We start from the raw sequence: 26747 nt of genomic DNA, 5'->3' as shown, positions 1-26747 counted from the left end.
GGCGGTGAGACACCCGTCCCGGAGCGGTGAGGCACTCGCTCCGGGAACAGAAGGACGCATATGAAGCAGAGCGGGGCGGCGGGCGGCACGGCCCTCGGGACACTCGCGCACGGGACCGCCGCGAGCCCGGTGCCGACGGGCGGCGCGGTCCGGGAGCTGCTCGCGCGGGCGGAGCGGCTCCTGGAGAGCGCCCGTGCCGTGCCGGCGGACCGGAAAGCCGCGGTGGACGCCGTACGTTCCGTGCTCGATCCGCTGCTCGACTCCCTGGTGGGCCGGGAGCTGGCCGCCATCCCGGTGTCCCGGCTCAAGGACGTCACCGAGGGACGGCTGCGGCTCGGGGCGCTGGAGCAGGCCGGGTTCGGCACGGTCGGGCAGGTCCACGGCACGGACCGCTACAAGCTCCGGCAGCTCCCCGGCGTCGGCGCGCACACCGCCGATCAGGCGCTGGCCGCCGCCGCGCAGCTCGCCCACGCCGTGCGGGACACCGTCTCGGTGCGGATCGACGTGGACGCCCCGGACGACACCAGCACCGCACTGGTCGTCGCCCTGCACCGGCTGGCCGAGGCCGGTACGGACGCGCGGCGGGCGGTGGACGCGGCCCGCCGGCTCGCCGAGCGGCTCGGCCCCCCGGTGACGGCGGCCGCACCGGCCGGGAGCCGGCTGCGCATGCTGTTCACGGGGCGTCAGGCGCGGGCGCGGGCGCGCGAGGCCGTCGGCGCGGTGCACGCGGCCGTGACGGACGCCGTGGAGCGGGAGCTGCCGGTGCTCTTCGCCCAGGCGTCGGCCGACCTGCTGCGGTCACCGGCGTCGCCCGCCGAGGCCTGGGTGGACTTCGAGCTGCGCTCCGCCGAGTACTACAGCCTGCTCGCCGAGCTGTCCGGCAGCGGCCCGGACCGGGACGCCGCCGAGGGGTTCCTGCCCGCCGGGATCGCGGACCGGGTACGCGCGCTGCGCCTGGACGACACGCATCTGCGGGTGTCCCTGCGCGGCTACCAGGCGTTCGGGGCGCGCTTCGCGCTGGCACAGAAGCGGGTCGTCATCGGGGACGAGATGGGGCTCGGCAAGACCGTGCAGGCCATCGCGGCGCTCGCCCATCTCGCCGCACACGGCGAGAGCCACTTCCTCGTGGTCTGCCCGGCGAGCGTGCTGATCAACTGGACGCGGGAGATCCGGGCCCGCTCCACCCTGCGCGCCGTGCCGGTGCACGGTGCGGAGCGGACCGAGGCGTTCGCGGACTGGCGGGAGAACGGCGGGGTGGCGGTGACCACGTTCGACGCGCTGCACCTGCTGCCCGGGGCGGCGGCCTCGGTGCGGCCCGGGATGCTGGTCGTGGACGAGGCCCACTTCGTGAAGAACCCCACGGCCCGACGGTCACGGGCGGTCGCCGGCTGGGCGGAGCACGTGGAGCGGGTGCTGTTCCTCACGGGCACCCCGATGGAGAACCGGGTCGAGGAGTTCCGCAGCCTCGTACACCAGCTCCGCCCCGAACTCGCGCCGTCGGTCAGCGGTACGCACGGCGCGGCCGGTTCGCGGGCCTTCCGCCGGGCCGTCGCCCCCGCCTACCTGCGCCGCAACCAGGTCGACGTGCTGGCCGAACTCCCCGCGCTGGTCCACGTGGACGAGTGGGAGGAGTTCAGCGCCGAGGACCGGGACGCCTACCGGGAGGCGGTCGCCTCGGGGCGGTTCATGCGGATGTGCCGGGCCGCCTATGCCGCGCCCGAGGCGTCCGCCAAGCTGGAGCGGCTGCGCGAGCTGGTGGACGAGGCGCGGGAGACCGGCCTGAAGGTGGTCGTCTTCTCCTACTTCCGCGAGGTCCTCGCGGCCGTCGGCGAGGCCCTGGGCCCGGACGCCTTCGGGCCCCTCTCCGGGAGCGTCCCGCCGGCCCGGCGGCAGGAGCTCGTCGACGCCTTCTCCGCCGTGGACGGGCACGCGGTGCTGCTGAGCCAGATCCAGGCCGGGGGGACCGGTCTGAACATGCAGGCCGCCTCCGTGGTCATCCTGTGCGAGCCGCAGATCAAACCCACGCTGGAGCACCAGGCCGTGGCCCGCGCGCACCGGATGGGCCAGGTGCGCACGGTCCAGGTGCACCGGCTGCTGGCCACGGACAGCGTCGACCAGCGCCTGGTGGAGCTGCTGGCCCGCAAGGACCGGCTCTTCGACGCGTATGCCCGGCGCAGCGATCTCGCGGAGACCACCCCGGACGCGGTGGACGTCTCCGACGCCGAACTGGCCCGGCGCATCGTCGAGGAGGAGCAGCGGCGGCTCGCGGACGACGCCCGCCGTCCGTGACCGGAGCCGCCCGCCGTCCCTGACCAGGTCCGGCCCACCGCCGTGACCGGGGCCGCCCGCCGTCCCGGACCGGGTCTGGCCCGGCGTCCCTGACCGGGCCCGCCCCCTCCGCGGGCCCCCGTGGCGGACGGGGGCACGGGCGGGGTCAGTGCTGGTGCTCCCCGGCGCCCGTCCCGGACTTCCCCTCGGCGCTATTCGCACCGGCCTTCTCCTCGGCGCTCTGCGTGCCGCTCTTCTCCTCGGCCTTCTTCTCCGCGCCGCCCGCCGCGTGGTGGGGTTCGTACCCCGGAATGGTGCCGTCGGGCTTCTTGATCAGCAGGAGCCCGGCCATCCCCATGTCGGAGTGGCTCTGGACATGGCAGTGGTACATCCAGGCGCCCGCGCCCACGCGTTCGCCCGCGATGATCTGGAGTCCGAAGGAGTCCGCGGGGCCGCAGATCTTGTTGTCGATGACCCGGCTCGGGTCGTCGGGGCCGGTGAGGATGCCGGTCCGGTTGTCCGCCCAGCGGTGACCGTGGATATGGAAGGTGTGGTAGTACTCACCGTGCGTGATCATCACGAATTCGAGCCGGTCACCCACCGTGGCCTCGAAGTTGACGCTGTTGTGGGCCGTCTTGTTGTTGATCATCATGTCGTTGAAGACGACCGTGCAGGTCTGGTCAGGCAGGATGTCGCCCTTGCGGCGCACGACGACCGGCCCGTACAGCCCCTTGCGGATGCCGCCGGTGCCGTGGTCCGTGCCGACGACGTGGTCGTGGTAGTGCCAGTAGCCCGCGCTGCCCGGCTCGTACGTGCCGTCCTTGCGGAGGCGCGGGGCGTGGGTGCGCCAGGTGTACGTACGGGTGCCGCCGGGCTCGACGTGGCTCCTGTTCATCCGGGTGCCGTCGTTGGCGATGTCGTAGTCGACGCCGTGGACGTGGAGGCTGGCGTCGACGTCGGTGAGGTTCTCGAACTCGATGTGGACCGTGTCGCCCTCGTTCAGCTCGATGAGGGGGCCGGGGATCGAGGCCTTGCCCTTCTCGAAGCCGTAGCCCAGCTCGCCGTTCGGCAACTTCTCGGCGTACATCCTCAGCCGTCGCACCACCCCGCCGGCCGGGGCCGTACGGGGCGGATTCTCGGCCGAGCTCGCCTCCACCGCTCCGAGCGACAACGATGTCACCCCAGTCGCGGCCGCGGCCGCACCACCGACCAGCATCCGTCGGCTGAAGGTCCTTCGGTCCATGTCGAACTCCCCACTGCGATAAGGAAACCGGTGAAGCCGCCCACAAGAATGGCCGGAACGGGCCACACCGTAGCCGGGGCATCTCGGTTTATCCACACCCAGGACAAAGTTCACACGATTGCTGCCATACCTATTGGCGTACCGCGAAAAGAGGTCTAGCTTCGTGCGCTGTCACAGTGAATCAAGAGGTACTGACGAAGAGTGAGCAAGCCACAGTCACCGAGAGGTGCAGTGACCACAGAGGGGTGGGTGACCACATGCAGCGCGCATCACATCACCGGTCCAGATCACGACGCGGCCTCGCGGCGGCCGTGGCGGCCGGCGCACTGACCGTGTCCATGCTGGGCGGTGGCGGCCCGGCCAGCGCGGACCAGTCGCCGGACCGGGCCCTGGTCGAGAAGATGGCGACAACGTTGTCCCTGCCGACTCCGCCCGGTTCCGCCAAGCAGGTCAAGGTGCTGGTCTTCCACGCCTCGGCCGGCGACGAGGCACCGTACACGGACGCCGGTATAGCGGCGATCGAGAAGATCGGGCTGAGCGGCCCGGAGGCCGGACGGTTCGCCACCGTGGCCACGGCCGACCCGAGGGTCTTCACCAACGGCAAGCGGCTCGGCTCGTTCCACGCCGTCGTCTTCCTGACCGGCGGGGGCGACGTCCTCGACCCGGAGCAGGAAGCGGGCCTGGAGGCCTACATGGAGGCGGGCGGCGGTTTCCTCGGCATCCATGACGCGGCGCGGACCGAACCGTACTCGGACTGGTTCACCGGTCTGGTCGGAGCGCGCCCCGCGGCGAACAGCCCGGCTTCCACGCAGCGTGCGACCGTGGAGATCGGCGACCGGGTCCACCCGGCCACCAAGAACCTCCCGTTGGAGTGGAAGCGCCCCGACAAGTGGCTGAACTGGACGAAGAACCCGTCCGGTGAGGTACACACCGTGGCGCGCGTGCGGGAGTTGACGTACAAGCCGGGTGCGAGCGCCAACGGCTGGGACCACCCGGTCTCCTGGTGCCGCGACTACGACGGCGGCCGGTCCTTCTACACGGCCATGGGCGGTACGGCGAACAGCTTCGCGGAGACCGACTTCCGCGACCATCTGCGCGGCGCCCTCGCCTGGACGAACCGGACCTCGCAGGCCGACTGCAAGGCGACGATCACCTCCAACTACACCGCCGAGCGCGTCACCCAGCCCAACCAGCCGGGCCAGAACGACCAGATCGGCGAGCCGCACGGCCTGGTGACCGCACCGGACGGGCGGGTCTTCTACATCGGGCGCGGCGGGGCCGACAGCTCCGTCCCGGTCGTCACCGACTGGAACGACCCGGACATCGGCAAGGGCAAGGGCGAGATCCACGTCTACGACCCGGAGACCAAGAAGGTCACCCTGGCGGGTGCGCTGGACGTCTTCGGCAACAAGGGCGGCGGCGACGAACTGGTCAAGGTCGAGGAGGGGTTGCTCGGCATCGAGCTGGACCCGGACTTCGCGTCCAACGGGTGGGTGTATCTGCACTACACCCCGCACGCGAAGATCGACCGCGACAAGCGCATGGCGACCCGTCAGGTCTCCCGCTTCACCTTCGACTCCGCGACCGACAAGCTGGACCTGGCCTCGGAGAAGGTGCTGCTCGGCTGGCCGGTGCAGATCAACAGCTGCTGCCACGCGGGCGGTGGCATGGCCTGGGACTCCGAGGACAACCTGTACATCGCGACCGGTGACAACAACTCCTCCGGTTTCAGCGGCGGTTACTCCGGCAACAACCCGGAGCCGAACTACAAGGGCGTCGGCTTCGCCGACGCGCGGCGCACCGCGGGCAACACCAACAACCTCAACGGGAAGATCCTGCGGATCCACCCGGAGGACGACGGCACGTACACCCTGCCGGCCGGCAACCTCTTCACCGGCGAGGAGCCGGACGAGGGCGGCGGGAAGACCCGCGGCGAGATCTACGTGATGGGCGTGCGCAACCCGGCCCGGATCTCGATCGACACCGCGACGGACACGCTGTACGCGGGGTGGGTCGGCCCCGACGCGGGCGCCCCGTCCACCACCTGGGGCCCGGCGAAGTACGACACGTTCGCCGCGATCACCAAGGCGGGCAACCACGGCTGGCCGTACTGCATGGGCAACAACCAGCCCTACCGGGACCGTAATCTGCCCGACCCGAGCAAGCCGCTGGGCTGGTACGACTGCGACGCGCCGAAGAACGAGTCGCCGCACAACGACGGCCTGGTCAAGATCCCGCCGGTGACCCCGAACACCATCTGGTACTCCCCGCAGGGCGGCGGGGTCGACTACCCGCGCGACGAGAACGGCGTACCGAGCTACAAGACGGAGGAGGGCAAGGAACTGCTGCCCTGGCTCAAGGGCGGCGGGCAGGCCACGATGAACGGCCCGGTCTACCGCTACGACGCCCAGAGCGAGTCCACCGCCAAGTGGCCCGCCTACTGGGACGGCAAGTGGTTCGTCGGCGACTTCTACGACGCCACCCAGCCCCGGCACGCCGTGCTCACCGACCCGAGGACGGTCGGCAAGGGCGGACTGCCCACGCACGCCGAGTCGTTGAAGAAGATCATCCCGGTCGGGGCAAACGGCATCCGCAACCTGATGGACTGGAAGTTCGCGCCGGACGGCTCGCTGTACGTCCTGGACTACGGGCGCGGATTCTTCACCTCCGACCCCAAGTCCGCGCTCTGGCGCGTGACGTACAAGGGCGGCGCCGCGACCCCGGCCGCCAAGGATCTCGTCGGAAAGGCGGCAGCGAAGTGAGACACCATCCGCACCTCGCACGCGGGCGGCACCGTCCGCCGAGCTTCTGGGTGGCCCTGCTGGCCTCCCTCCTCATGGTCCTCGGACTGACCTCGACGGCCGCGTACGGCAAGGGGGACGACGCTCCCCCGGCGGCCGCTGCCGACCAGGTGCTGACCTGGACCGCAGGCGACCCGATCGACCGCTATCTGTCCGCGCCGAAGACTGCGGTGGCCGGCAAGGCGACCATCGTCTTCGAGAACAGCACGGCCACCGGGAACACGACGAGCATGCCGCACACGCTGACGTTCGGCGTGTCGGACCCGGAGTTCAACAACGACGTCCAGCTGAACATCCTGGCCAACCCGGGCGACGCCGAGGGCGGCAAGCACAGCGTGGAGGTCACGCTGTCGCCCGGCCGGTACTTCTACCACTGCACGATCCCCGGCCACGGCATGATGCAGGGCATCCTGACCGTCACCGAGGGCAGCGGCGAGGACACCGAGGCCCCCGCGACCTCGGCGAAGATCGACGGCGACCAGAACGGCGACGGCGCGTACATCGGCCAGGCCACCGTCGCCGTCGAGGCCACCGACGCGGGCTCCGGCGTCGACACCGTCGAGTTCGCCCTCGGGGCGGACGGCGCGTGGCAGCCCTACACCGCGCCCGTCGTGGTGAACGAGGTCGGCGACCACACGGTCCGCTACCGGGCCACCGACAAGGCGGGCAACGTGGCGGCGGAGAAGTCCGTCGACTTCGCGGTCGCCGCGCCGCCGACCGACGACAAGACGCCGCCGGAGACCTCGGCGACCGTCTCGGGCGAGAAGGACGACGCGGGCGCGTACCTGGGCATGGCCACGGTCACCGTGACCGCGTCCGACACCGGGTCCGGCGTCAACACCATCGAGTACGCGCTCGGCGCGGAGGGCGCGTGGCAGCCGTACACCGCACCGGTGATGGTCCACGAGCTGGGCGAGCACCAGGTCCGCTACCGGGCCACCGACCGGTCGGGCAACGTGGCGGACGAGAAGGCCGTCGACTTCACCGTGGTCGAGCCGCCGTCCCAGGACCAGGCGGCTCCGGAGACCTCGGTGAAGGTCGAGGGCGACAAGAACAGCGACGGGGCGTTCATCACCAGCGCCAGGGCGACCGTCTCGGCGACCGACGACGACTCGGGCGTGGACAAGGTCGAGTACAGCCTCGACGGCGGCCCCTACCTGGCGTACACCACCCCGGTGATCGTCGACCGGGTCGGCTACCACTCCATCGCCCACCGGGCGACGGACAAGGCGGGCAACACCTCCGAGGCGAGGAAGGTGTCGTTCACCATCGCCCAGGGCGGTGGGGTTCCCGCGCCGAACTGCGCGGAGTTCGACGAGCGGCACACCGTCTTCGTCGGCACCATCGACACGGGTGTGCCGAACCGGATCACCCGTAACCGCTGCACGATCAACGAGCTGATCGAGGACGAGAAGGACTGGTCCTCCCACGCGCTGTTCCTCAAGCACGTGACGACGGTGCTCGACAGGCTGAAGACCGACGGCGTCATCGACCAGCGCGAGCGCAGGGCGATCAACCAGGCCGCCAAGCAGTCGGGCATCGGGAAGCCGGGCCAGGTCGAGGGCTACACCAAGCTCTTCGACGGCACGGCGGCCTCGCTCGCCAAGTGGAGCCACGTGGGTGGCGGCAAGTTCGAGCTGAACGAGGAGGAGGGCTCCATCACCAGCTCCACCACGGTGGGCGGGATGGGCATGCTGTGGCTGCCGAACCGGGCCTACGGCGACTACTCGCTCAAGCTCCAGTGGCGGGACGACGCCCCGGGCTCGGGCAACGCCAACGGCGGGGTCTTCGTCCGCTTCCCGAACGTCCACGACCACCCGGAGGAGTCGCGTCCGGAGTGGGTCGCCATCAAGTACGGCCATGAGATCCAGGTCAACGACCGGCCGGACGGCGACATGTACAAGACCGGTTCGGTGTACGGCTTCGACCGGGTGGGCCTCGGCGGCGCAGGCGTCACACCGAAGGGCACCTGGAACGACTACGAGATCAAGGTGGTGGACCAGCACTACGAGATCTACCGCAACGGTGTCCTGATCAACGAGTTCGACAACACCGGCGGTCAGCTCTTCGAGCCGCCGCGGGGCGACGACCCGGGCACCGACGGCCGGCGGTTCGCCTCCGGTCACATCGGGCTCCAGGTGCACGGCGTCACCGACGTCATCTCGTACCGCGACATCCGGATCAAGGAGCTGTAGACCGCGGGGCCCGCTCAGGTGGCCGCGTCCGCATGCTCCGGCGTGCGGGCGCGGCCACCGGGGTGCCGGTGGCGCCACACCCAGAACACCGTGCAGGAGACCAGCGCCCAGCCGGCGAGGACCAGGTACGGGAAGACGAACTGGTGGCCCTGGTAGTAGACGGCGGTGTGCTGGGCGTTGACGGAGGCGCCCGGCGGCAGCCAGCGGCCGATGTGCCCGAGCGCCGAGGGCAGCAGCGGCCAGGACACCGCGCCGCCGGAGGACGGGTTGCCGAGCAGCACCATGACGCCCCAGGTGGGGATCATCGCCCAGCGGCCCATCAACGTGTTGAACATGGTGAAGACCATGCCGGAGGTGAACATCGTGAACGCCAGGATCAGCCAGGACTGGACGAACGGCAGGTCCACCGCCCCGAGCCACCAGTCCACGGCCGCCGCGATGGCGAACCCGCCGAGCAGGGCGTAGGCGACGGTGAAGGCGATCCGCTCGGCCGGGTTCAGGCCGTGGGCGTGCACGCTGAGCTGGATCGCGCCGAGGAAGCCCATGATCACGGCGGCCAGCGAGATGTAGAACAGGGCGAGTCCGCGCGGGTCGCCCCGCTGGAGCGGCTTGATGTCCCGGACCGTGACCTCGACCCCGGTGGCCCCGCCCACCTCCAGGCCCGCCTTGCCGAGCAGCTCGGCCACGGACGCGCCGGAGGCTCCGGCCACGTCGAGCGCCACTCCCCCGTCGGACGCGCGCACGATGGCGAAGATCTTCTGCTCGTCCAGGGCACGGCGGGCGTCGGCGACGTCGGGGTAGTCGCGCAGTTCGAGGGAGGCGTCGAGGGCCTTCTCCATGCCCGCGACGAACGCCTCGCCGCGCGTCGCCTCCGGCCGGGTGACCAGGGCGGCGGGGATGCGGTGCGGGGTGGGGTCGGCCATCGCGTACGTGTAGGAGCCGGCGAAGAGACCGGCCGCGGCGGCGACGATCAGGACGAGGACGGTCGCGGGGAGGAACGGGCTGTTCTTGTACGCCTCCCAGCGCTCGCGGAGGGTGAGCGGCCGCCCGTGCGCACCGTGCCGGTCGCCGCTCCCGCTCACGCCGGCCCGCCGTCGCCGCCGCGGTCGTCACCGTCCTCGTCGTGGCGGGCGCGGCTGGGCTGGACGCGCTTGGGTTCGCCGGGCATCTTCGGGTACTCCGGCGGATAGGGCATGTCGCCGAGCCCGCGCTCCTTCTCGTCCCGGTCGGCCAGCTCCAGCAGGGCGTCGAGCCGGAACGCCTCCTGGTCCATGTCGGCGTGGACGTCGCCGAGTTCGGCGTAGCGCGCCGGGAGGGTGACGATGTCGAAGTCGCGCGGTTCGGCGTCGTCGATCTCCTCCCAGCGCAGCGGCGCGGAGACCGGGGCGTGCGGGAAGGGGCGTACGGAGTAGGCGGAGGCGATGGTGCGGTCGCGGGCGGTCTGGTTGAAGTCGACGAAGATCCGCTCGCCGCGCTCCTCCTTCCACCAGGCGGTCGTCACCCGCTCGGGCATCCGCCGCTCCAGCTCCCGCCCGGCGGCGATGGTGGCGCGCCGCACCTCGGTGAAGGTCCAGGCGGGCTCGATGGGCACGAAGACGTGGATGCCCCGGCCGCCGGAGGTCTTGGGCCAGCCGCGTACGCCGTGGTCCTCCAGGACGGAGCGCAGCTCATGGGCGGCGGTGACGGCGTCGGCGTAGTCGGTGCCGGGCTGCGGGTCCAGGTCGATGCGGAGTTCGTCCGGGTGGTCGGTGTCCCCGGCGCGGACGGGCCAGGGGTGGAAGGTGAGGGTGCCGAGGTTGGCGGCCCAGATCACGGCGGCGACCTCGGTGGGGCAGATCTCGTCGGCGGGCCGGCCGCTGGGGAAGGCGATCCGGGCGGTGGGGATCCACTCGGGGAGGTTCTTCGGGGCGCGTTTCTGGTAGAAGAAGTCGCCCTCCACCCCGTCGACGAAGCGCTGGAGCGTGGTCGGCCGACGGTTCAGGGCCCGGGTGATCCCCGGCCCCACCGCCAGGAAGTACTCGGCCACGTCCCTCTTGGTGTAGCCCTTCTCCGGGAAGTACACCTTGTCCGGGTTGGACAGCCTCACGGCCCGTCCGCCCGCGTCCAACTCCACCGCTGCTCCCATGACGGCCACCGTAGGCCGGTCGCACATATGCCGCACATCGGGAGACACGGGCGGGGTCGCGGTCCAGAATCGGCCCATGGACCTGCCGGTGATGCCGCCCGTGAAGCCGATGCTCGCCAAGTCGGTCTCCAAGATCCCGCCGGGCATGAGCTACGAGGCGAAGTGGGACGGCTTCCGGGCGATCGTGTACCGGGACGGGGACGAGGTGGAGATCGGCAGCCGCACGGGCAAGTCCCTGACCCGCTACTTCCCCGACCTGGTCGACGTCGTACGGGAGAACCTCCCGCCGCGCTGTGTGATCGACGGGGAGATCGTCATCGCCCACGAGGGGCGGCTCGACTTCGACCGGCTCAGCGAGCGCATCCACCCGGCGGACTCCCGGGTGCGGCTGCTCGCCGAGCAGACCCCGGCGAGCCTGATCGCCTTCGATGTCCTCGCCGTCGACGACACCTCCCTCCTCCCCACTCGGCAGGCGGACCGGCGGGAGGTGCTGAGGGCCGCGCTCTCGGAAGCGTCCGCGCCCGTCTTCCTCGCCCCGGCCACCACGGACATCGAGGTCGCCCGGGAGTGGTTCGCACGGTACGAGGGGGCCGGGCTCGACGGGATCGTGGCGAAACCGCTCGATCTCCCCTACCGGCCGGACGCCCGGGCGATGTACAAGATCAAGCACGAGCGGACCGCCGACGTCGTGGTGGCGGGCTATCGCGAGCACAAGAGCGGCCCGGTGGTCGGCTCGCTCCTCCTCGGCCTGTACGACGCCGACGGCGTGCTCCACCACGTCGGGGTCTGCGCGGCCTTCCCGATGAAGCGGCGCGCCGAGCTGGCCGAGGAACTCGCCCCGCTGCGCGTCGAGTTCGCCGAGCATCCGTGGGGCGCCTGGGCGGACGCGGCGGCGCACGAGCAGTCCCGGCTGCCGGGGACGCAGAACCGCTGGTCGGGCAAGAAGGACCAGTCCTGGGTGCCGCTGCGCCCGGAGCGGGTGTGCGAGGTGGCCTACGACCACATGGAGGGCGACCGGTTCCGGCACACCACCCAGTTCCGCCGGTGGCGGCCGGACCGGTCCCCCGCCGGCTGTACGTACGGGCAGTTGGAGGAGGTCGTCTCCTTCGACCTGTCCGAGGTGCTGTCAGGCGGCTGACCCCTCACCGGGCCCGCTCGGACATGCCCGGCGGCTGTCGGGGAACATGCTCGTGCGGGAGAGGGCTCATCCGCGGCGGGTGGGCCCTCTCCCGCCGCACCGGACCATGCGAAGCGAACGGGGAACACGACCATGACCGACGACGGCCGGAGCACCGACCCCGCGGAGCTGCTGAAGGGGCTGACCGTCGACGGCCGGCGTCCCGAGCAGCCCGTGCTCCTCGACGAGCAGGGCCGTCCTCTGGAGACGTGGCGGGAGAACTATCCGTACGACCGGCGGGTGCGCCGCAGGGAGTACGAAAAGGAGAAACGGTTCCTCCAGATCGAGCTGCTGAAGCTCCAGCGGTGGGTCCGCGAGAGCGGGCAGCGGCTGGTGGTCCTGTGCGAGGGCCGCGACGCGGCGGGCAAGGGCGGGACGATCCAGCGGTTCACCGAGCGGCTCAACCCCCGTGGGGCGCGCGTGGTCGCCCTGGAGAAGCCCACCGAGCGGGAGAGCGGGCAGTGGTACTTCCAGCGGTATGTGGCGCATCTTCCGACCGCCGGCGAGATCGTCTTCTTCGACCGCTCCTGGTACAACCGGGCCGGGGTGGAACGCGTGATGGACTTCTGCACACCGCGGCAGTACGAGCACTTCCTGAAGCAGGCCCCGCAGTTCGAGCGGATGCTGGTGGATGACGGTGTCCTGCTGGTGAAGTTCTGGTTCTCGGTCTCCCGCGCCGAGCAGCGGACCCGCTTCGCGATCCGGCAGGTCGACCCGGTACGCCAGTGGAAGCTGTCGCCGACCGACGTGGCCTCCTTGGACCTCTGGGACGAGTACACCACCGCGAAGGTCGAGATGTTCCGGGCCACGGACACCGAGTGCGCGCCGTGGACCGTGGTCAAGAACAACGACAAGAAGCGCGGCCGACTGGAGGCGATGCGCAGCCTTCTGTGGCGTTTCGACTACGACAGCAAGGATGAGAAGGCGGTGGGTGCGCCTGATCCGCTCATCGTCGGTCCCGCGGACACCTTGTTGGAGCCGGGCGAGGAACGGACGGATCTCTCGCCCACCCCTCTGACCGGCAGGGCCCACGGGCCGGGCGACCATCCCCGACGGGAGTGATCCCCCGTCCCCGCCACGGCGAACGCGAACGCGGGGGGCGGGGGCCGGGAGTCACCCCGTACGAGGGGCCCTACTGGTTCGAGTCAGGAGCCCGGGTTCCCCTCCGGTTCGCAGGGGTCGGCGGAACCGTGCGCCCCTGCCGGGGCCGGCTCGGCCGGCGAAGGTTCGGACGGGGACGGCGACGGGGTGGCGTCGGGGCAGCCCGGTCCGGTCTCGCCGGGGTCGGGCGAGGGGGTGGGGCCGGGGTCCGTCGGGTCGGGGGTGGGACTCGGGCCCGGATCGGTGGGACCCGGGTCGGTCGGGCCGGTCGGGTCGGGGCTGGGGCTCGGTCCTGGGTCGGTGGGGCCGGGGTCCGTCGGGCCGGGGTCCGTCGGGTCGGGGTCCGTCGGGTCGGGGCTCGGGCTCGGTGAGCCGGGGCCCGTGGGGCGGGGAGTGGGCGTCGGGCTGGGCGGCCGGGTGGGCTGCGGGCCGACGACGACGCCTCCGTCGCCCTTGCCGGGACGGGCCGGAGCACCGGGTCCACCGACCGGCGCCTTGGGCGGGGTCTTCCCGCCGGGGCCGGGGCCGGCCGGGAGGACGCCCTGGCCGTCGGCGACCGCATGGCTTCCACCACGGTAGAACTCCAGCCAGGACAGCACGGTCCGCAGATACGTGTCGGACCGGTTGTAGCTGAGGATCGCCCGGTCCAGGTCGGCGCGGCGGGTCAGATCGCGGGACCCGGCACAGAGGTAGCGCCCGGCGGCGAGCGCCGCGTCGTAGATGTTGTCCGGGTCCCGGCGGCCGTCGCCGTTTCCGTCCGCGCCCCAGGCCGCCCAGGTCGAGGGGATGAACTGCATGGGCCCGACGGCCCGGTCGTAGGCGCGGTCGCCGTCGTACGCCCCGTCGTCGGTGTCCCGGATCAGGGCGAAGCCGTTGCCGTCGAGCGCGGGGCCGAGGATCGGGGTGAGCGTCGTGCCCCGGGCGTCGACCCTGCCGCCGGACGCCTGGCCCGACTCGACCTTGCCGATCGCCGCGAGCAGCTGCCACGGCAGCCCGCAGCCCGGGTCGCCGCGGCGCAGCGTGCTCTCGGCCTTGCGGTAGGCGGCCAGCACGGTCGCCGGGATGCCCGCCTGGGACCAGGCGCGGGCCACGAGCGGATCGGGCTTCGTCCCGGGCTTCGGGGGAGCGGGCGGCTTCGGGGACCGCAGCGGAGGCAACTCGGTGTGGTAGACGTCGTCGCCCGGCACATCGCTCCACACGACGTCGTCCGATGCCGCCGCCTTCCCCGGCCGGGGCTCGGGCAGCGCGACCCCCGGGGCCTGGGAGGCGGTGAGCGCGGTCATCGCGGCGACCGCGGTGGCCGTGGTGCCGAGCCGTCGGCGCACGGTGCGGTTGAAGCTCATCTGGTCTCCACTCCCTCTCCGGGGCTCAGCGGGTGAACGTGTCGATGGCGGCGATCAGCCAGGTGTCCCCGCGGCGGACGGCGTCCACGGCGAACATGGCCGCCGCGTACGTCGTCTCCTCGTCCTTGCCGGTACGGGTGTTGCTCTGGTCGGCGAAGATCAGCAGCCGGGCGCGGTCGCCGTCGAGGAACTCGACCCCGCCCCCGGTCACGGTGGTGGTCAGGACGAGCTTCTGCTTCGGGGCCTGCTCCCGTACGTCGGCGAGCATGTCCTTGTGCTGGCGCACGGCCCGGCCGGTCAGATAGGTGCTCGCGGCGCGCTCGGACCGGGCGGGCGAGGCGTAGTCGTAACTGAACACCGCGCCGACCGCCTCGCTGATCCGGCTCTTCACCTCACTGGTCCGGCCGATGTCGGTGAGCGCGGTGTTCTGCCGGGCCGGCTCGTCGCGGAGGCTGCCGGCCGAGGTGAACGCCCAGGCGGCGAAGGCTCCGAGGAGGACGGTGAGGGCGCAGAGCACAGCGGGGAGTCCGACGCGCAGGCGGGACGCCGTGGCACGGGGGGCGTCCGCCGGGGCGTCGGGAGCGGCGTCGGACCCGGCGGTGGCGTCGGGGTCGGGGTCGGGGTCGGTAATGAGATCGGTGGCGGTGCTCTCCGCTGTCTGCGGCGGTTCGGCAGCGGTGGTGGCTGTGGTGGCGGTGGTCTGTTCGGGTGCCGGGTCGGTCTCGGCCCCCGGTGTGCGCGGTGGTGCCGTGGCCAGTCTGCGGCGGCGGTTCACGAGGTGACGGGTCGTCGACATGGGCGGGGTCCTCTCCGGGGCGCGTGGGGCAGGCGAGTGCGGGCGGGTGGGGGGTGAGGTCAGCCGCCCGTGCCGCCGACGGGCGCCTGCCCGAGCGCGCTGAGCTTCCACCCGTCCGTGGTGCGGGTGAGGCTCCCGAGCAATCGGCTCTCTTTCACCGCCGGTTCGCCCTTCGGCGCGGTCACGGTGATCCGTAGCGCCACCATCACCCCTGCCCGGCCCGCCCGTTGGTCCAGCTCCGTCACCGCGCCGGAGAGGACCTTCGCGGTGCTCACCGTCTTGGCGGCGGCGATCTGCTCGGCGAACGCGTCACGTCCGTCGACGAGTTGGCTGTGCAGATCGCCCGTGGTGGACTGCTCCCAGCTGTCGAGCCCCTTCTCCAGGGAGCGGTGGTCCAGGGTGTTCATGTTCTGCACCGCCTGCTCGCCCGCCGCCAGTGCGTCGTCCCGCGCCTGCGCGAAGGACGCCGCGTCGTCGTGGGTGGCCTCGTAGCGCAGCCAGCCGCCCCAGCCCGCCGCTCCGGCCGCGCAGACCGCCAGGGCCAGTGCGGCGATCACCAACGGGTTCCGCGCCCCTGCCCGTACCGCCTGCGCCCGTTCCGTCCCTGTCGGCGCGGGGCTCTCCTGTGCCGAGTCCTGCCCTGCTGGGGCCTGCTGTGCCGTCCGCTGCCGTGCCATGTGCTGCCTCTCCCCTGCCTGCCGAACCGGACCGGTGCGCCATCGCCTCCGGCCCGCCGTCATGTGGAGCCGATCTCGACGATCCACCAGCGTCCGTCGCGCAGTCGCGCGGTCACCGTGAGCTGTGCGGAGGCGGTGGTGGGGGCGCGGCCCCGGCGCTCGTAGACCTGGTCGAGGAAGACCAGGAGGTGGGCGCTGCCGCCGGTCAGCCGGGTCACCCCGGCCCGGACGACCTCGGTGGTGAGCGTCAGTTTCTGGTCGGCGGACTGCCGCTCGACCTGGCCGAACAGCGTCGCGTACTGCTGGAGCGCCTTGCCCGCCAGGACCTCTTCCGCCGCCGCCCTGGTGACGGTGGTGGCCCCGGGACCGTACGAGAAGATCTTCCCGAGCGCGCTGCTGACGTCACCGGTGACGCGGGCGGTCGCCTCCGCGTCGGTGAGCGCGAGGTTCGCCGTGGCCGGGGTGTCCCTCAGGTGGCGTCCCTCGGCGTACAGGGCGCCGCCCGTGGCGATCAGGGCGACCGTCAGGAGTGCGCCGAGGACGCGTGGCCACCGGCGGAGGTGTACCTCCGCCGGTCCGTCCGGCTCGTCCGTCCCCGTTTCCGCTTCCTGGTCCGCGTCGGGATCAAGGACCGTGTCGCTCTTCATCGTCGCCGTTCCTCCTCGCGGTCTCATCGGCCGCCGCCCGTTCCGATCGCTGTGAGCGCCTTGACCTTCCAGCCGTCGGCCGTACGGGCGAGGGTCGCCCCGAACCGCTTGCGCTGGGTGCCGGCCGCGCCGGAGCGCGGGGTGACCTCGACGTCCACGGTGGCGATCAGCTCCGCCGTGCCCGTGCGCTCGTCCAGTGCGGTCAGCGCCGCCGAGGTGACCTTGCCCCGGGCCGTGTCGCCCGCGGCCGTCAGGGACTTCGCGTCCGCTTTCCGGGACCGCGCCAGCTGGTCGTGCAGCGGGCCCGTGGAGGAGTCCAGCCAGGCCCGCAACCCGTGCTCGACCCGCTTCGCGTCCTCGCCGTCGAGGCTGTTCAGCGTCGCCAGGTGCGCTCTGCCCTCGGCCAGGGCCGTGTCGCGGGCCTTCGCGTAGGACAGGGAGCGGTCGCCGCGCGCCTGCCCGTACGACCAGGCTCCCAGGCCGCAGAGCAGTGCGGCGACGAGCAGGACGGCCCAGCCGGCCCGGCGTCGGGTGCGGGGGGTCATGAGCCGCCTCCCAGGCCCAGCAGCCCGGCCATGCCCTCGGTCGGCGGCTGTGCGCTCGCGGACCCGGTGTCCACGGTTCCCGGCAGCTTCATCGAGCCCGGAACGGCCGGCTTCGGCACCGGGCCGCCCTTGGGGGCGTTGGCGCTGCCCCGGACGTTGATGCCGGTGCCGGGCGAGGAGGTGCAGCGGGCGGCGGTGTTCACGGCGGGCCCGTCCGAGGTGTTGAGGCCGTTGCGGTAGACCGTGCCGCCGTAGCCCGCGGTGCAGGGCAGCGGTTCGAAGAAGGTGACGGACATCCCGAACCGGGCGCCGTCGTCGTCGACCGCGCTCGCTCCGGCGGCGGCGACGGCGGGCAGCTTCACGAGAAGTTCCTCCAGGCCCCGTTGGCGGGTGACGGCGACCTCCGAGGTGGTGAGGAGGTTGGCCACGACGACGCCGAAGGCGGGATCCAGGTCGCGCAGCAGCCCGCTGATCTGGACGGCGGCGTCCGGGGCGGTCGCGATGAGGCGGCGCAGGTCGGCGTCGGAGCCCTTGAGTTCGGCGGCCAGTTCCCTGGCCCCCGAGGCGAAGCCCTTGAGGGCCTGCCCCTGTTCGGCCTGGGTGCGCAGGACGCGCTCGCCGTCGGCCATCAGCCGGGTGGTGACCGGCAGGGCCTTGTCGGCGGCCTTGACGAAGTCACCGCTGGTGTCCAGCAGGACCTGGAGGTCGTCGCCGCGCCCCTCGAAGGCGGCCCCGAACTCCTCGACGACGGTCCGCAGGCTCTCCGGGTCCACGCTGCTCGCCAGGTCGTCGACGCTGGTGAGGACGTCAGTGGGGGGTGCGGGGATGGTGGTGTCGGCCTCGTCGATGACCGAGCCATTGCCCAGGAACGGCCCCTCCCCGCGGGTGGGCCGCAGATCGACGTACTGCTCGCCGACCGCCGACAGGTTCGCGACGACGGCGGTGAGGCTGTCCGGGATCGACGGCGCGTCCTTCTCGATCCGCAGTTCGGCCTCGACGCCGTCCTCGGTCAGCTCGATGGGGCCGACGCGGCCCACGGAGACGCCCCGGTAGGTGACGTTGGAGTGGGTGTACAGGCCGCCCGTCTGCGGGAGCTGGACCGTGACGGTGTAGTAGCTGCGCAGTCCGACGTAGTGGCCGAGATCGGCGTACCGCACCCCCAGGTAACCGAGGGCCAGCGTGGCGATGACGAGGAAGGCGAGGTTCTTCAGCCGGATGGCGAGGGTGATCACGGTGTCGCCCCCTTCGCGGGGTTCGAGGCCCCCGAGGCCTTCGGCGCGTCGGGCGCGTCGGTCTTCGGCGCCCCGGTTCTCGGTGCCCCGGTTCTCGGCGCCCCGGTCTTCGGCGTTCCCGACACGGCGGGCAACGGCAGGGGCAGGGGCAGCGCACCCCGGGCCGCCGCGCCCTCGCCCTCGGCCGGGGGCAGCGGCGGGATCCCGGGGGGATCGGGGGTGAGGGCGGGGATGATCTGCGTACCGGGCAGGGCCGTCACGTCCAGGTAGACGTTGAGGTAGTCGCCCTTGACGCCGCGCAGCACCTCGTCCGTGAAGGGGTAGGTCAGCAGCACCTGGAGGGAGTCGGGGAGGTCCTGGCCGGAGTCGGCGAGCGCCTTGAGGGTCGGGGCGAGCGCCTTGAGGTCGGCGATCATGTCGGCTTTGCTCCGGTTGATCGTGTCGACGGCCACGGTGGAGAGGGTGTCGAGGGAGCGCAGCATGGTCAGCAGCGAACCGCGCTGTCTCTCCAGGACCTTGAGTCCGGGACTGAGCCCGGTGAGGACCGTGCCGACGTCCTGCTTGCGGGTGGCGAGTGTGGCGGCGAGGCGGTTGACGCCGTCCAGGGCCCTGGTGATGTCGCCCTTGTTCCCGTCCAGGTTGGTCACGAGGGTGTCGACCCGGTTGAGCAGGGAGCGGATCTGCGGTTCCTGCCCGGCGAGCGCCTTGTTGAGTTCGGTGGTGATGGTCTTGAGCTGGTTGACGCCGCCCCCGTTGAGGAGCAGGGACAGGGCCCCGAAGACCTCTTCGACCTCCGGGTTCCGGTTGGTGCGGGAGTGCGGGATGCGGCCGCCGGAGGCGAGCGACCCGCGTGCGGTGCCCTCGGGGGGCGGGGCGAGCTGGATGAACTTCTCGCCGAGGAGGCTGGACTGTTCGAGACGGGCGTAGGAGTTCGCGGGGAGCTTGATCTTCCCGTTGACCCGCATGGTGACCCGGGCCCGCCAGCCGTCCGGGGCCAGCGCGATCTTCGTGACGCGCCCCACGGCCACGTCGTTGACCTTGACCGAGGACTGCGGCGCGAGGCTGAGGACGTCGCCGAACTCGGCGGTGACCTCGTACGGCCGGTCTCCGAGGTCCGCGCCGCCGGGCAGCGGGATCTGCTCGATACCGGTGAAGGAGGGGCCGTCGGGGCGGACCACGACCAGGGCGATCAGCGCACCGGTGGCGAGGAGGGACACGGCCGCGACGGCGGCCCGTACGACGGGTCTGCGCCGGTCGTCGTCGCTCATCGTCGCGCCCCCTTCTGCTTGCCGGGCTGTTCGCCGGTCTGCTTGCCGGGCTGCTTCTCGGGGGTGCCGTAGACCGTGCCGACCTCCGGGAGCGGCAGGACGGGCAGGGCCTTGCGGCGGGTCGCGTCGACCGGGGCGAGACCGGTGAGCCGGCCGGCGGCGGAGGCGGCCCCGGGGTCGACGAGCGGTCCCCCCATGGACAGTTCGTTGAGGTTGGTGCGCCCGTTGAGGGTGCGGTTGGCGGGGTCGTAGGCGTTCAGGACGTTGCCCGCGGCTAGCGGGAGGGTGTCCATCGCCTCGGCGAGCGAGGCGCGCTGGTCGACGAGCGCCTGGGTGACGGGCACCAGCGCCTCGACGTTCTTCTTGAGCGCGCCGCGGTTCTTGGCGATGAACGTCTTGACCTGGCCGAGTGCGGTGCCGAGTTCCTTGAGGGCCGCGCTGAGGTTCTTCTTGTCGTCGGCGAGGAAGGAGGTGACCGTGTTCAGCTGCTGCTCGGCGCTGCGGACGTTGCCGTCGTTCTTCTTGAGCATGGTGGTGAAGGACTGGAGGTGGGCCAGGGTGTCGAACAGGTCGCCGCTGGACTTGTCGAGCGTCTTGGTGGCCTTGCCGAACTGCTCGATGGAGTCCCCGATGGCCTTGCCGTTGCCGTCGAGGTTCTTCGCCCCGGTGTCCAGGAGCCGGGCGAGCGCGCCGTCGGCGTTGGCGCCGTTCGGGCCGAGGGCGGTGGAGAGTTCGGTGATGGAGGCGTACAGCTCGTCGACCTCGACGGGGGTGGCGTTGCGGGCTGCGGGCAGGACCGCGTCGTCGGCGAGCCGGGGGCCGCCGTCGTAGGCCGGGGCGAGCTGGACGTAGCGGTCGGCGACGAGGCTGGGGGCGACGACGACGGCGTGGGCGTCCTCGGGGACGTCGATGCCCCGGTCGAGGCGCAGCACGACCTTCACCTCCTCGCCGCGCGGCTCGACGGAGGCGACGGTGCCGACCTTGACGCCGAGGATCCGCAGGTCGGATCCGGCGTAGACGCCGGTGGCGCGTTCGAAGTAGGCCGTGACGGTGGTCTTCCCGTCCTCCTCCAGGGCGCTCACGCCGGTGGCGGCCGCGACGGCGACGAGGGCGAGTCCGGCGGTGATGCCGGTGATGCGGGTGCGTCTCATGTCAGCGGCCCCCTTGCTGCCGGGGAGGCATACAGCCGGTCGCCGGGGGTGTGCCGGCGGGGAGGTAGTTCTTGGGCACGACTCCGCAGACGTAGTTGTCGAACCAGCGCCCGCTGCCGAGGGTGTTGCCGACGAGCCGGCTGTAGGAGCCGGTCATGGCGAGGACCTTGTCGAGGCTCTTGCGGTTCTTGACCAGGACGGCGGTGACCCGGCCGAGGGACTCCAGGGTCGGCCCGAGCTGCTTGTCGTTGTCCCGGACGAGTCCGGTGAGCTGGGTGCCGAGGTCGCGGGTGCCGGTGAGCAGCAGGTGGATGGAGTCGCGGCGAGCCTGGATCTCGCCGAGCAGCAGGTTCCCGTCCTCCAGGAGCGTTTCGAAACTGCTCTTCTTCCCGGCGAGGGTCTTGGTGAGCTTCTTGCTGTTGCGGAGCAGGGTGGCGAGCTGGGCGTCGCGTTCGGAGACCGTACGGGAGAGGGCGGAGAGCCCGTCCGCGGCGCTGCGGACGTGCGGCGGGGAGTCCTTGAACGTGGCGGAGATCGTCTCGAAGCTTTTGGCGAGCTGTTCGGTGTCGATCTCCCCGATGGTCTCGCCGAGGCCGTTGAACGCCTGGGTGACGTCGTACGGGGAGGTGGTGCGGCTCGCGGCGATGCGGGAGCCGGGGTCCTGCGGGGCGTCGCCGAGGGGGTCGACGGCGAGGTACTTCTCGCCGAGCAGGGTCTTGACGGCGATGCCCACGGTGGAGGAGTCGCCGATCCAGGCGCCTCTCACCCGGAAGTCGACGCGGACCTTCGCGCCGTCGAGCCAGACGCCGGTGACCTCACCGACCTTCACTCCGGCGATCCGCACCTCGTCGCCGTCGGTGAGCCCGGCGGATTCGGTGAAGTCGGCGCTGTAGGAGGTGCCGTCCTGGACGAAGGGCAGGGAGTCGACGCGCCAGGCGGCGAGGCCGAGCAGGGTCAGGACGAGGAGCCCGACGACGGCGACGGCGACCGGGTTGCGTTCCCGGATGGGGGTGATGCTCATGCCAGGCACCTCGGTTGGGTGATCGCGATGCCGCCCGGCGGCTTGCTGCCGTCGTCGTGGGTGACGCCGCTGACCTTCGCTTCGCAGAGGTAGAGGTTGAGCCACGATCCGTAGGACGTCAGCCGGCTGATGGCCGCCATCTTGGCCGGGGTCTTCTCCAGGAAGTTCTCGATCTGCGGAGCGCCCTGCTCCAACTGGCCGCTGAGACGCCCGAGTTGACGGATGCCTTCCTTGAGCGGCTTCCTGCCGTCCTGGAAGAGGTCGGCGGTGACGGTGGTGAGCGCGCCCATCGCGGTGATGGCCTCGCCCAGGGGTTCGCGGTCGCCGGAGAATCCGGTGACGAGCTTCTCCAGGGTGACGACGAGGTCGTCGAAGCCGGCCTCCCGGTCGTTGACCGTCTTGAGGACCGTGTTGAGGTTCTTGATCACCTCGCCGATCACCTGGTCCTTCGCGGCGACGGTGGTGGTGAGCGAGCCGACGTGCCGCAGGATGCTGTCGACGGTGCCGCCCTCGCCCTGGAGCACCTGGACGATGGAGCCGGCGAGCTGGTTGACGTCGGGCGGCGACAGCCCTTCGAAGAGGGGCTGGAAGCCGTTGAAGAGCTCGGTGAGGTCGAGCGCCGGGGTGGTGCGGGACAGCGGGATGGTGTCGCCGGGCGCGAAGGCCCGGCCGACGGGCCCGGGGCCCCGGTCGAGGTCGACGTACCGCTGGCCGACCATGTTGAGGTATTTGATGGACGCCGTCACCGAGGCGGGGAGGCTGCGCCCCTTGCGTACGGCGAAGGCGACCTCGGCGACCCGGCGGTCGGCGACCTTCACGGATTCGACCTGGCCGACCTTCACTCCGGCGATCCGGACGCTGTCGCCGGGGATGAGGCCGGTGGCGTCGGTGAACCGGGCCCGGTACGTGGTGGTGTCCCCGACGCCGGTGTTGGCGATGGAGAGCCCGAGGACGGTGGTGGCCAGCACGGTGACGACGATGAAGACGAGGGACTTGACGACCGGTCCCGCGAGCGAGCGGCGTTTCACTTGAGCTTCACCTCCGCACCGCGGAAGGCCGGGCCGATGAGGACGCTGCTCCAGTCGGCCAGGTCTCCGGGCCTGGCCTTCAGCGAGGGTGCGACCAGTTCGTTGACGAGCCGGGACTCCTGGGGCGAGTTGGGCAGTCCGAGCCCGGTGTCCGCGTCGCCGCCCTGGTCCGCCGGGGGCGCGGTGACGTCGGTGGCGCGGCGGGTGTCGGCGGTCGGGGCGTGCTTGCCGACGTACGGCACCGAGTAGCAGGCGGGCCCGCCGCTCGCGCCGTAGACCGGGGCGTCCTTGCCGGGGAGGTATTTGCCCTTGGAGGGCACGGACTTGATCGACACATGCAGCCCCGGTCGGTCGGTTCCCTTGCCCAGCGCCTTGTCCATGGCGGGCACGAAGCCGGCCATGGTGCGCAGCGTGCAGGGGAACGACTCGGCGTATTCGGCGAGGAGTTCGAGGGAGGGGCGGCCGGCGGCGGAGAGCCGGATGAGGTTGTCCTTGTTCTCCCGGAGGAAGGAGGTCGTGTCCTGCGCGGCGGCCGTGGTGGTGCCGTAGAGCCCGGCGAGCCTCGCTTCCTGGTCGGCGAGGGTGGAGCTGGTGACCGTGGCGTCGGTCAGCGCGTCGAGAACGTCCGGCGCGGCGTCCGCGTACAGCGTGCTCACCTTGACGAGTTCCTTGATGTCGGCGTTGAGGGTGGGGAGTTGGGGGTTGAACTTCTTCAGGTGGCCGTCCAGCGTGGTCAGCGTCTCGCCGAGGCGTGTCCCCCGCCCCTCCAGCGCCTGGGAGACGGCGTTGAGGGTGGCGGAGAGCTTCTCGGGCTTCACGGCGGTCAGCAGCGGCAGGACGTTGTCCAGGACCTGTTCCAGCTCGATGGCGTTGCTGGAGCGGTCCTGCGGGATGACCGCCCCGGCCCGCAGGGTGGTGCCCGTGGGGATGCGGGGCGGGACGAGCGCGACGAACCGCGCGCCGAAGAGAGTGGTGGGCAGCATCTGGGCGGTGACGTCGGCGGGCACCTGATGGAGCTTGTCCCGGTCGATGGCCAGGGTGAGGCGGGCGCCGTCGCCGTCGGTGGCGATGGAGCGGACCTGTCCGATGACGACGCCGCGCAGCTTCACGTCGGCGTTGTCGTGCATCTCGTTGCCGACCGCGCCGGTGCGGACGGTGACCGTGGCGTCGTCGGTGAAGTCCTTCTCGTACACGGAGACCGAGACCCACACCAGGACGGCGGGCACCACCAGGAAGGCGACTCCGGCCAGGCGTCGGCGGACCGTGCGGGTGGCGCTGGAGGTGCTGGTGGCGCTGGAGGTGCTGGAGGTGCTGGAGGTGCTGGAGGTGCGCATCAGCCGGCCACCTTCACCGTCGTCGTGGCGCCCCAGATGGCGAGCGAGAGGAAGAAGTCGGTGACGCTGATGAGGACGATGGCGTTGCGCACCGACCGGCCGACCGCCACGCCCACTCCGGCCGGGCCGCCGGTGGCGTGGAAGCCGTAGTAGCAGTGGGCGAGGATCACCAGCACGCTGAAGATCAGCACCTTGAGCACCGACAGCAGCACGTCCTCGGGGGAGAGGAAGAGGTTGAAGTAGTGGTCGTAGGTGCCCGCGGACTGCCCGTTGAAGAAGATCGTGATCCAGCGGGAGGCGACGTACGAGGAGAGCAGCCCGATCGCGTACAGCGGGATGATCGCGACGACTCCGGCGATGATCCGGGTGGTGACGAGGTAGGGCATGGAGCGGACGCCCATCGCTTCCAGGGCGTCGACCTCCTCGTTGATCCGCATCGCGCCGAGCTGGGCGGTGAAGCCCGCGCCGACGGTAGCGGAGAGGGCCAGGCCGGCGACCAGGGGGGCGATCTCCCGGGTGTTGAAGTAGGCGGAGATGAACCCGGTGAACGCCGAGGTGCCGATCTGGTTGAGGGCCGCGTAGCCCTGGAGTCCGACGACGGTGCCGGTGAACAGGGTCATGGCGACCATCACGCCGATGGTGCCGCCGATGACGCCGAGTCCGCCGCTGCCGAAGGCGACCTCGGCCAGCAGCCGCTGCACCTCGCGCAGATAGCGGCGCAGGGTGCGCGGGATCCAGACGAGCGCCTTGACGTAGAAGGTGAGTTGGTCGCCCGATCGGTCGAGCCAGCTGAGCATCGCCATGGGTCAGCTCCCCTTCGCGGGGACGATCTGGAGGTAGATCGCCGTGAGGACCATGTTCACGAAGAACAGCAGCATGAAGGTGATGACGACGGACTGGTTGACCGCGTCGCCGACGCCCTTGGGGCCGCCGCGTGGGTTGAGGCCCCGGTAGGCGGCGACGATGCCCGCGATGAAGCCGAAGATCAGGGCCTTGAACTCGCTGATGTAGAGGTCGGGGAGCTGGGCGAGGGCGGAGAAGCTCGCGAGGTACGCGCCCGGGGTGCCGTCCTGCATGATCACGTTGAAGAAGTAGCCGCCGAGGGTGCCGACCACGGAGATCAGGCCGTTGAGCAGGACGGCGACGAGCATGGTGGCGAGCACCCGGGGGACGACGAGGCGCTGGATGGGCGAGACGCCCATGACCTCCATCGCGTCGAGTTCCTCGCGGATCTTGCGGGAGCCGAGGTCGGCGCAGATCGCGGATCCGGCGGCCCCGGAGATCAGCAGCGCCACGATGATCGGGCTCGCCTGCTGGATCACCGCGAGGACGCTGGCGCCGCCGGTGAAGGACTGGGCGCCGAGCTGCTGGGTGAGGGAGCCGACCTGGAGGGCGATGACCGCGCCGAAGGGGATGGAGACGAGGGCGGCGGGCAGGATCGTGACGCTCGCGACGAACCAGAACTGCTCGATGAACTCACGCACCTGGAAGGGGCGGCGGAAGATCGCCCGGGCCACCGCGACGGCGAGGGCGAAGAGCTTCCCGGTCTCGCGGAGCGGGGCGAGGAGCCGGGAGGGCCGCCGCTGCTCGGGCGCGGACGGGTTGGTCGTCCCGGGCTCGGGGGGCGGCGGGGGCTTCTCGGGCGGCTCGGGCGGCCGCACCGGCATCGGGGCGGTCACGCGCGCGCACCTCCCGCGGCCGGGGCGTAGCTGTCGAGGATCGCCGTACGGGCGGCCTCCGGCAGCCGGCCCATCATCGCCATGACCCGCTCCCGGCGGCGCAGCGCGCCCTGGCGTACGGGCATCCCGGGCGAGGGCTCCAGCTGGGGGACGACGGTGCGGGGCCCGGTGCGCGGCGGGGCGGTGTCGGCCAGCTGCTCGGCGGCGAGGGTGGCGGCGTCCTTCTCCTCGGACATGCCGATGGGGCCTTCGCGGCGTCCGGCGAGGAACTGGGAGACGACCGGGGTGTCGCTGGTGAGGAGGACCTCGCGCGGGCCAAAGGTGACGAGGTTGCGGCAGAACAGCATCCCCATGTTGTCGGGGACGGTCGCCGCGATGTCGAGGTTGTGGGTGACGATGAGCATCGTCGCGTCGATCTGCGCGTTGAGGTCGATGAGGAGCTGCGACAGGTAGGCGGTGCGGACCGGGTCGAGGCCGGAGTCCGGCTCGTCGCAGAGGATGATCTGCGGGTCCAGGACCAGGGCGCGGGCGAGGCCGGCACGCTTGCGCATGCCGCCGGATATCTCGCCCGGCAGCTTTCCCTCGGCGCCGAGGAGCCCGACGACGTCGATGCGCTCCATGACGATGCGGCGGATCTCGGATTCCTTCTTGCGGGTGTGCTCGCGCAACGGGAAGGCGATGTTGTCGAAGAGCGACATCGAGCCGAAGAGGGCGCCGTCCTGGAACATGAGGCCGAAGAGTTTCCGGGTCTCCATGATGTCGCGCTCGGAGCTGTTCACCATGTCGACGCCGTCGATGAGGACGCGTCCCTGTTCGGGCTTGAGCAGCCCGATGATGGATTTCAGGAAGACGGTCTTTCCGGTCCCGGAAGGGCCGAGCATGACGCTCACTTCACCGGCGGGCAGGGTGAGGCTGACGTCCTGCCAGATGTTCTGCTTGCCGAAGGACTTCGTCAGGCCCTCGACGACTACTTCGATTCCCATCGGCCCTCCCTCGAAGTGGCGGTGAACGTGTTCATCGATTGGCGCTCCGGCTCTGAGAAAAGCGATGGCGGCTCGTCACACATGCACCAGGGGGCGCACGTTATGTCCGCCGAAACCGCCAGGGCAAGCCGTT

At 71.4% G+C, this 26747-nt stretch carries 22 protein-coding genes; 5 read left to right on the top strand and 17 right to left on the bottom strand.

The window, feature by feature from the left end; translation table 11 throughout:
- The first annotated feature begins 60 nt into the window (after nucleotides 1-60).
- Nucleotides 61-2289, top strand: a complete 2229-nt coding sequence (locus tag D581_RS0101030; protein ID WP_018955362.1) for a DEAD/DEAH box helicase — start codon at nucleotides 61-63, stop codon at nucleotides 2287-2289.
- A 145-nt stretch (nucleotides 2290-2434) separates the two neighbouring features.
- On the opposite strand, the gene D581_RS0101025 is transcribed toward D581_RS0101030, so the two are convergent.
- Complete coding sequence (locus tag D581_RS0101025; protein ID WP_026290060.1) at nucleotides 2435-3511, bottom strand: multicopper oxidase domain-containing protein; 1077 nt, start codon at nucleotides 3509-3511, stop codon at nucleotides 2435-2437.
- A 257-nt stretch (nucleotides 3512-3768) separates the two neighbouring features.
- Here D581_RS0101025 and D581_RS0101020 point away from each other — a divergent pair, with 257 nt between their 5' ends.
- Together D581_RS0101020 and D581_RS0101015 are read left to right on the top strand one after the other, a co-directional pair.
- Nucleotides 3769-6273, top strand: a complete 2505-nt coding sequence (locus D581_RS0101020; protein WP_486585778.1) for a ThuA domain-containing protein — start codon at nucleotides 3769-3771, stop codon at nucleotides 6271-6273.
- Nucleotides 6270-8507, top strand: coding sequence for an OmpL47-type beta-barrel domain-containing protein (locus D581_RS0101015; RefSeq protein WP_026290059.1), 2238 nt, complete (start codon nucleotides 6270-6272; stop codon nucleotides 8505-8507). Before D581_RS0101020 ends, D581_RS0101015 begins: the two co-directional genes overlap by 4 nt.
- 14 nt (nucleotides 8508-8521) lie before the next feature.
- On the opposite strand, the gene D581_RS0101010 is transcribed toward D581_RS0101015, so the two are convergent.
- Together D581_RS0101010 and ligD are read right to left on the bottom strand one after the other, a co-directional pair.
- The gene (locus tag D581_RS0101010) at nucleotides 8522-9589 is read right to left on the bottom strand and encodes a membrane protein (protein ID WP_018955358.1); all 1068 of its coding nucleotides are present in this window, start codon (nucleotides 9587-9589) and stop codon (nucleotides 8522-8524) included.
- Nucleotides 9586-10632 (bottom strand): non-homologous end-joining DNA ligase, encoded by a 1047-nt coding sequence (gene ligD, locus D581_RS0101005; protein ID WP_020679160.1) that lies wholly within the window; start codon nucleotides 10630-10632, stop codon nucleotides 9586-9588. Before ligD ends, D581_RS0101010 begins: the two co-directional genes overlap by 4 nt.
- Before the next feature lie 76 nt (nucleotides 10633-10708).
- On the opposite strand from ligD, the gene D581_RS0101000 reads away from it, so the two are divergent.
- Both D581_RS0101000 and ppk2 read left to right on the top strand, forming a co-directional pair.
- On the top strand, nucleotides 10709-11770 hold the full coding sequence (locus D581_RS0101000; protein WP_018955356.1) for an ATP-dependent DNA ligase: 1062 nt from the start codon (nucleotides 10709-10711) through the stop codon (nucleotides 11768-11770).
- A 132-nt stretch (nucleotides 11771-11902) separates the two neighbouring features.
- Nucleotides 11903-12871 carry a polyphosphate kinase 2 gene (gene ppk2, locus D581_RS0100995; protein ID WP_018955355.1) on the top strand — a complete coding sequence of 323 codons (969 nt, stop codon included), beginning with the start codon at nucleotides 11903-11905 and terminating at the stop codon, nucleotides 12869-12871.
- Between the two features lie 83 nt (nucleotides 12872-12954).
- On the opposite strand, the gene D581_RS0100990 is transcribed toward ppk2, so the two are convergent.
- From D581_RS0100990 to D581_RS0100925, 14 genes are all read right to left on the bottom strand, one after another.
- Nucleotides 12955-14253 carry a lytic transglycosylase domain-containing protein gene (locus D581_RS0100990; RefSeq protein ID WP_018955354.1) on the bottom strand — a complete coding sequence of 433 codons (1299 nt, stop codon included), beginning with the start codon at nucleotides 14251-14253 and terminating at the stop codon, nucleotides 12955-12957.
- Between the two features lie 25 nt (nucleotides 14254-14278).
- Entirely contained in the window at nucleotides 14279-15049 is a 771-nt protein-coding gene (locus D581_RS0100985; RefSeq protein WP_018955353.1) for a hypothetical protein, read from the bottom strand.
- 59 nt (nucleotides 15050-15108) lie between these two features.
- Nucleotides 15109-15606 (bottom strand): nuclear transport factor 2 family protein, encoded by a 498-nt coding sequence (locus tag D581_RS0100980; protein ID WP_018955352.1) that lies wholly within the window; start codon nucleotides 15604-15606, stop codon nucleotides 15109-15111.
- Nucleotides 15607-15785: 179 nt separating this feature from the next.
- Complete coding sequence (locus D581_RS0100975; protein WP_018955351.1) at nucleotides 15786-16373, bottom strand: hypothetical protein; 588 nt, start codon at nucleotides 16371-16373, stop codon at nucleotides 15786-15788.
- Between the two features lie 23 nt (nucleotides 16374-16396).
- Nucleotides 16397-16918 carry a hypothetical protein gene (locus tag D581_RS0100970; protein ID WP_018955350.1) on the bottom strand — a complete coding sequence of 174 codons (522 nt, stop codon included), beginning with the start codon at nucleotides 16916-16918 and terminating at the stop codon, nucleotides 16397-16399.
- The gene (locus D581_RS0100965; RefSeq protein ID WP_018955349.1) at nucleotides 16915-18150 is read right to left on the bottom strand and encodes an MlaD family protein; all 1236 of its coding nucleotides are present in this window, start codon (nucleotides 18148-18150) and stop codon (nucleotides 16915-16917) included. The genes D581_RS0100970 and D581_RS0100965 overlap by 4 nt, the downstream gene beginning before the upstream one ends.
- Nucleotides 18147-19418 carry an MCE family protein gene (locus D581_RS0100960; protein ID WP_018955348.1) on the bottom strand — a complete coding sequence of 424 codons (1272 nt, stop codon included), beginning with the start codon at nucleotides 19416-19418 and terminating at the stop codon, nucleotides 18147-18149. Before D581_RS0100960 ends, D581_RS0100965 begins: the two co-directional genes overlap by 4 nt.
- Nucleotides 19415-20569, bottom strand: a complete 1155-nt coding sequence (locus D581_RS0100955) for an MCE family protein (RefSeq protein ID WP_018955347.1) — start codon at nucleotides 20567-20569, stop codon at nucleotides 19415-19417. The genes D581_RS0100960 and D581_RS0100955 overlap by 4 nt, the downstream gene beginning before the upstream one ends.
- Before the next feature lies 1 nt (nucleotide 20570).
- Complete coding sequence (locus D581_RS0100950) at nucleotides 20571-21590, bottom strand: MCE family protein (RefSeq protein WP_018955346.1); 1020 nt, start codon at nucleotides 21588-21590, stop codon at nucleotides 20571-20573.
- Nucleotides 21587-22618 carry an MCE family protein gene (locus D581_RS0100945; protein ID WP_018955345.1) on the bottom strand — a complete coding sequence of 344 codons (1032 nt, stop codon included), beginning with the start codon at nucleotides 22616-22618 and terminating at the stop codon, nucleotides 21587-21589. Before D581_RS0100945 ends, D581_RS0100950 begins: the two co-directional genes overlap by 4 nt.
- On the bottom strand, nucleotides 22615-23952 hold the full coding sequence (locus D581_RS0100940; protein ID WP_018955344.1) for an MCE family protein: 1338 nt from the start codon (nucleotides 23950-23952) through the stop codon (nucleotides 22615-22617). Before D581_RS0100940 ends, D581_RS0100945 begins: the two co-directional genes overlap by 4 nt.
- Nucleotides 23952-24755 (bottom strand): MlaE family ABC transporter permease, encoded by an 804-nt coding sequence (locus D581_RS0100935; protein ID WP_007454792.1) that lies wholly within the window; start codon nucleotides 24753-24755, stop codon nucleotides 23952-23954. The genes D581_RS0100940 and D581_RS0100935 overlap by 1 nt, the downstream gene beginning before the upstream one ends.
- A 3-nt stretch (nucleotides 24756-24758) precedes the next feature.
- Nucleotides 24759-25631 carry an MlaE family ABC transporter permease gene (locus D581_RS0100930; RefSeq protein ID WP_018955343.1) on the bottom strand — a complete coding sequence of 291 codons (873 nt, stop codon included), beginning with the start codon at nucleotides 25629-25631 and terminating at the stop codon, nucleotides 24759-24761.
- On the bottom strand, nucleotides 25628-26614 hold the full coding sequence (locus D581_RS0100925) for an ABC transporter ATP-binding protein (protein ID WP_018955342.1): 987 nt from the start codon (nucleotides 26612-26614) through the stop codon (nucleotides 25628-25630). The genes D581_RS0100930 and D581_RS0100925 overlap by 4 nt, the downstream gene beginning before the upstream one ends.
- Between the last annotated feature and the right edge of the window lie 133 nt (nucleotides 26615-26747).

Source organism: Streptomyces sp. CNB091 (genome assembly GCF_000377965.1).
This window is presented reverse-complemented; position numbering and strand designations above follow the sequence as displayed.

Excerpts from the sequence above, each read along its gene's own strand:
- D581_RS0101030 (WP_018955362.1), top strand. The coding sequence starts at position 61 with ATGAAGCAGAGCGGGGCGGCGGGCGGCACGGCCCTCGGGACACTCGCG.
- D581_RS0101025 (WP_026290060.1), bottom strand. The coding sequence starts at position 3,511 with ATGGACCGAAGGACCTTCAGCCGACGGATGCTGGTCGGTGGTGCGGCC.
- D581_RS0101020 (WP_486585778.1), top strand. The coding sequence starts at position 3,769 with ATGCAGCGCGCATCACATCACCGGTCCAGATCACGACGCGGCCTCGCG.
- ligD (WP_020679160.1), bottom strand. The coding sequence starts at position 10,632 with ATGGGAGCAGCGGTGGAGTTGGACGCGGGCGGACGGGCCGTGAGGCTG.
- D581_RS0101000 (WP_018955356.1), top strand. The coding sequence starts at position 10,709 with ATGGACCTGCCGGTGATGCCGCCCGTGAAGCCGATGCTCGCCAAGTCG.
- ppk2 (WP_018955355.1), top strand. The coding sequence starts at position 11,903 with ATGACCGACGACGGCCGGAGCACCGACCCCGCGGAGCTGCTGAAGGGG.
- D581_RS0100990 (WP_018955354.1), bottom strand. The coding sequence starts at position 14,253 with ATGAGCTTCAACCGCACCGTGCGCCGACGGCTCGGCACCACGGCCACC.
- D581_RS0100985 (WP_018955353.1), bottom strand. The coding sequence starts at position 15,049 with ATGTCGACGACCCGTCACCTCGTGAACCGCCGCCGCAGACTGGCCACG.
- D581_RS0100975 (WP_018955351.1), bottom strand. The coding sequence starts at position 16,373 with ATGAAGAGCGACACGGTCCTTGATCCCGACGCGGACCAGGAAGCGGAA.
- D581_RS0100970 (WP_018955350.1), bottom strand. The coding sequence starts at position 16,918 with ATGACCCCCCGCACCCGACGCCGGGCCGGCTGGGCCGTCCTGCTCGTC.
- D581_RS0100960 (WP_018955348.1), bottom strand. The coding sequence starts at position 19,418 with ATGAGCGACGACGACCGGCGCAGACCCGTCGTACGGGCCGCCGTCGCG.
- D581_RS0100955 (WP_018955347.1), bottom strand. The coding sequence starts at position 20,569 with ATGAGACGCACCCGCATCACCGGCATCACCGCCGGACTCGCCCTCGTC.
- D581_RS0100950 (WP_018955346.1), bottom strand. The coding sequence starts at position 21,590 with ATGAGCATCACCCCCATCCGGGAACGCAACCCGGTCGCCGTCGCCGTC.
- D581_RS0100940 (WP_018955344.1), bottom strand. The coding sequence starts at position 23,952 with ATGCGCACCTCCAGCACCTCCAGCACCTCCAGCACCTCCAGCGCCACC.
- D581_RS0100935 (WP_007454792.1), bottom strand. The coding sequence starts at position 24,755 with ATGGCGATGCTCAGCTGGCTCGACCGATCGGGCGACCAACTCACCTTC.
- D581_RS0100925 (WP_018955342.1), bottom strand. The coding sequence starts at position 26,614 with ATGGGAATCGAAGTAGTCGTCGAGGGCCTGACGAAGTCCTTCGGCAAG.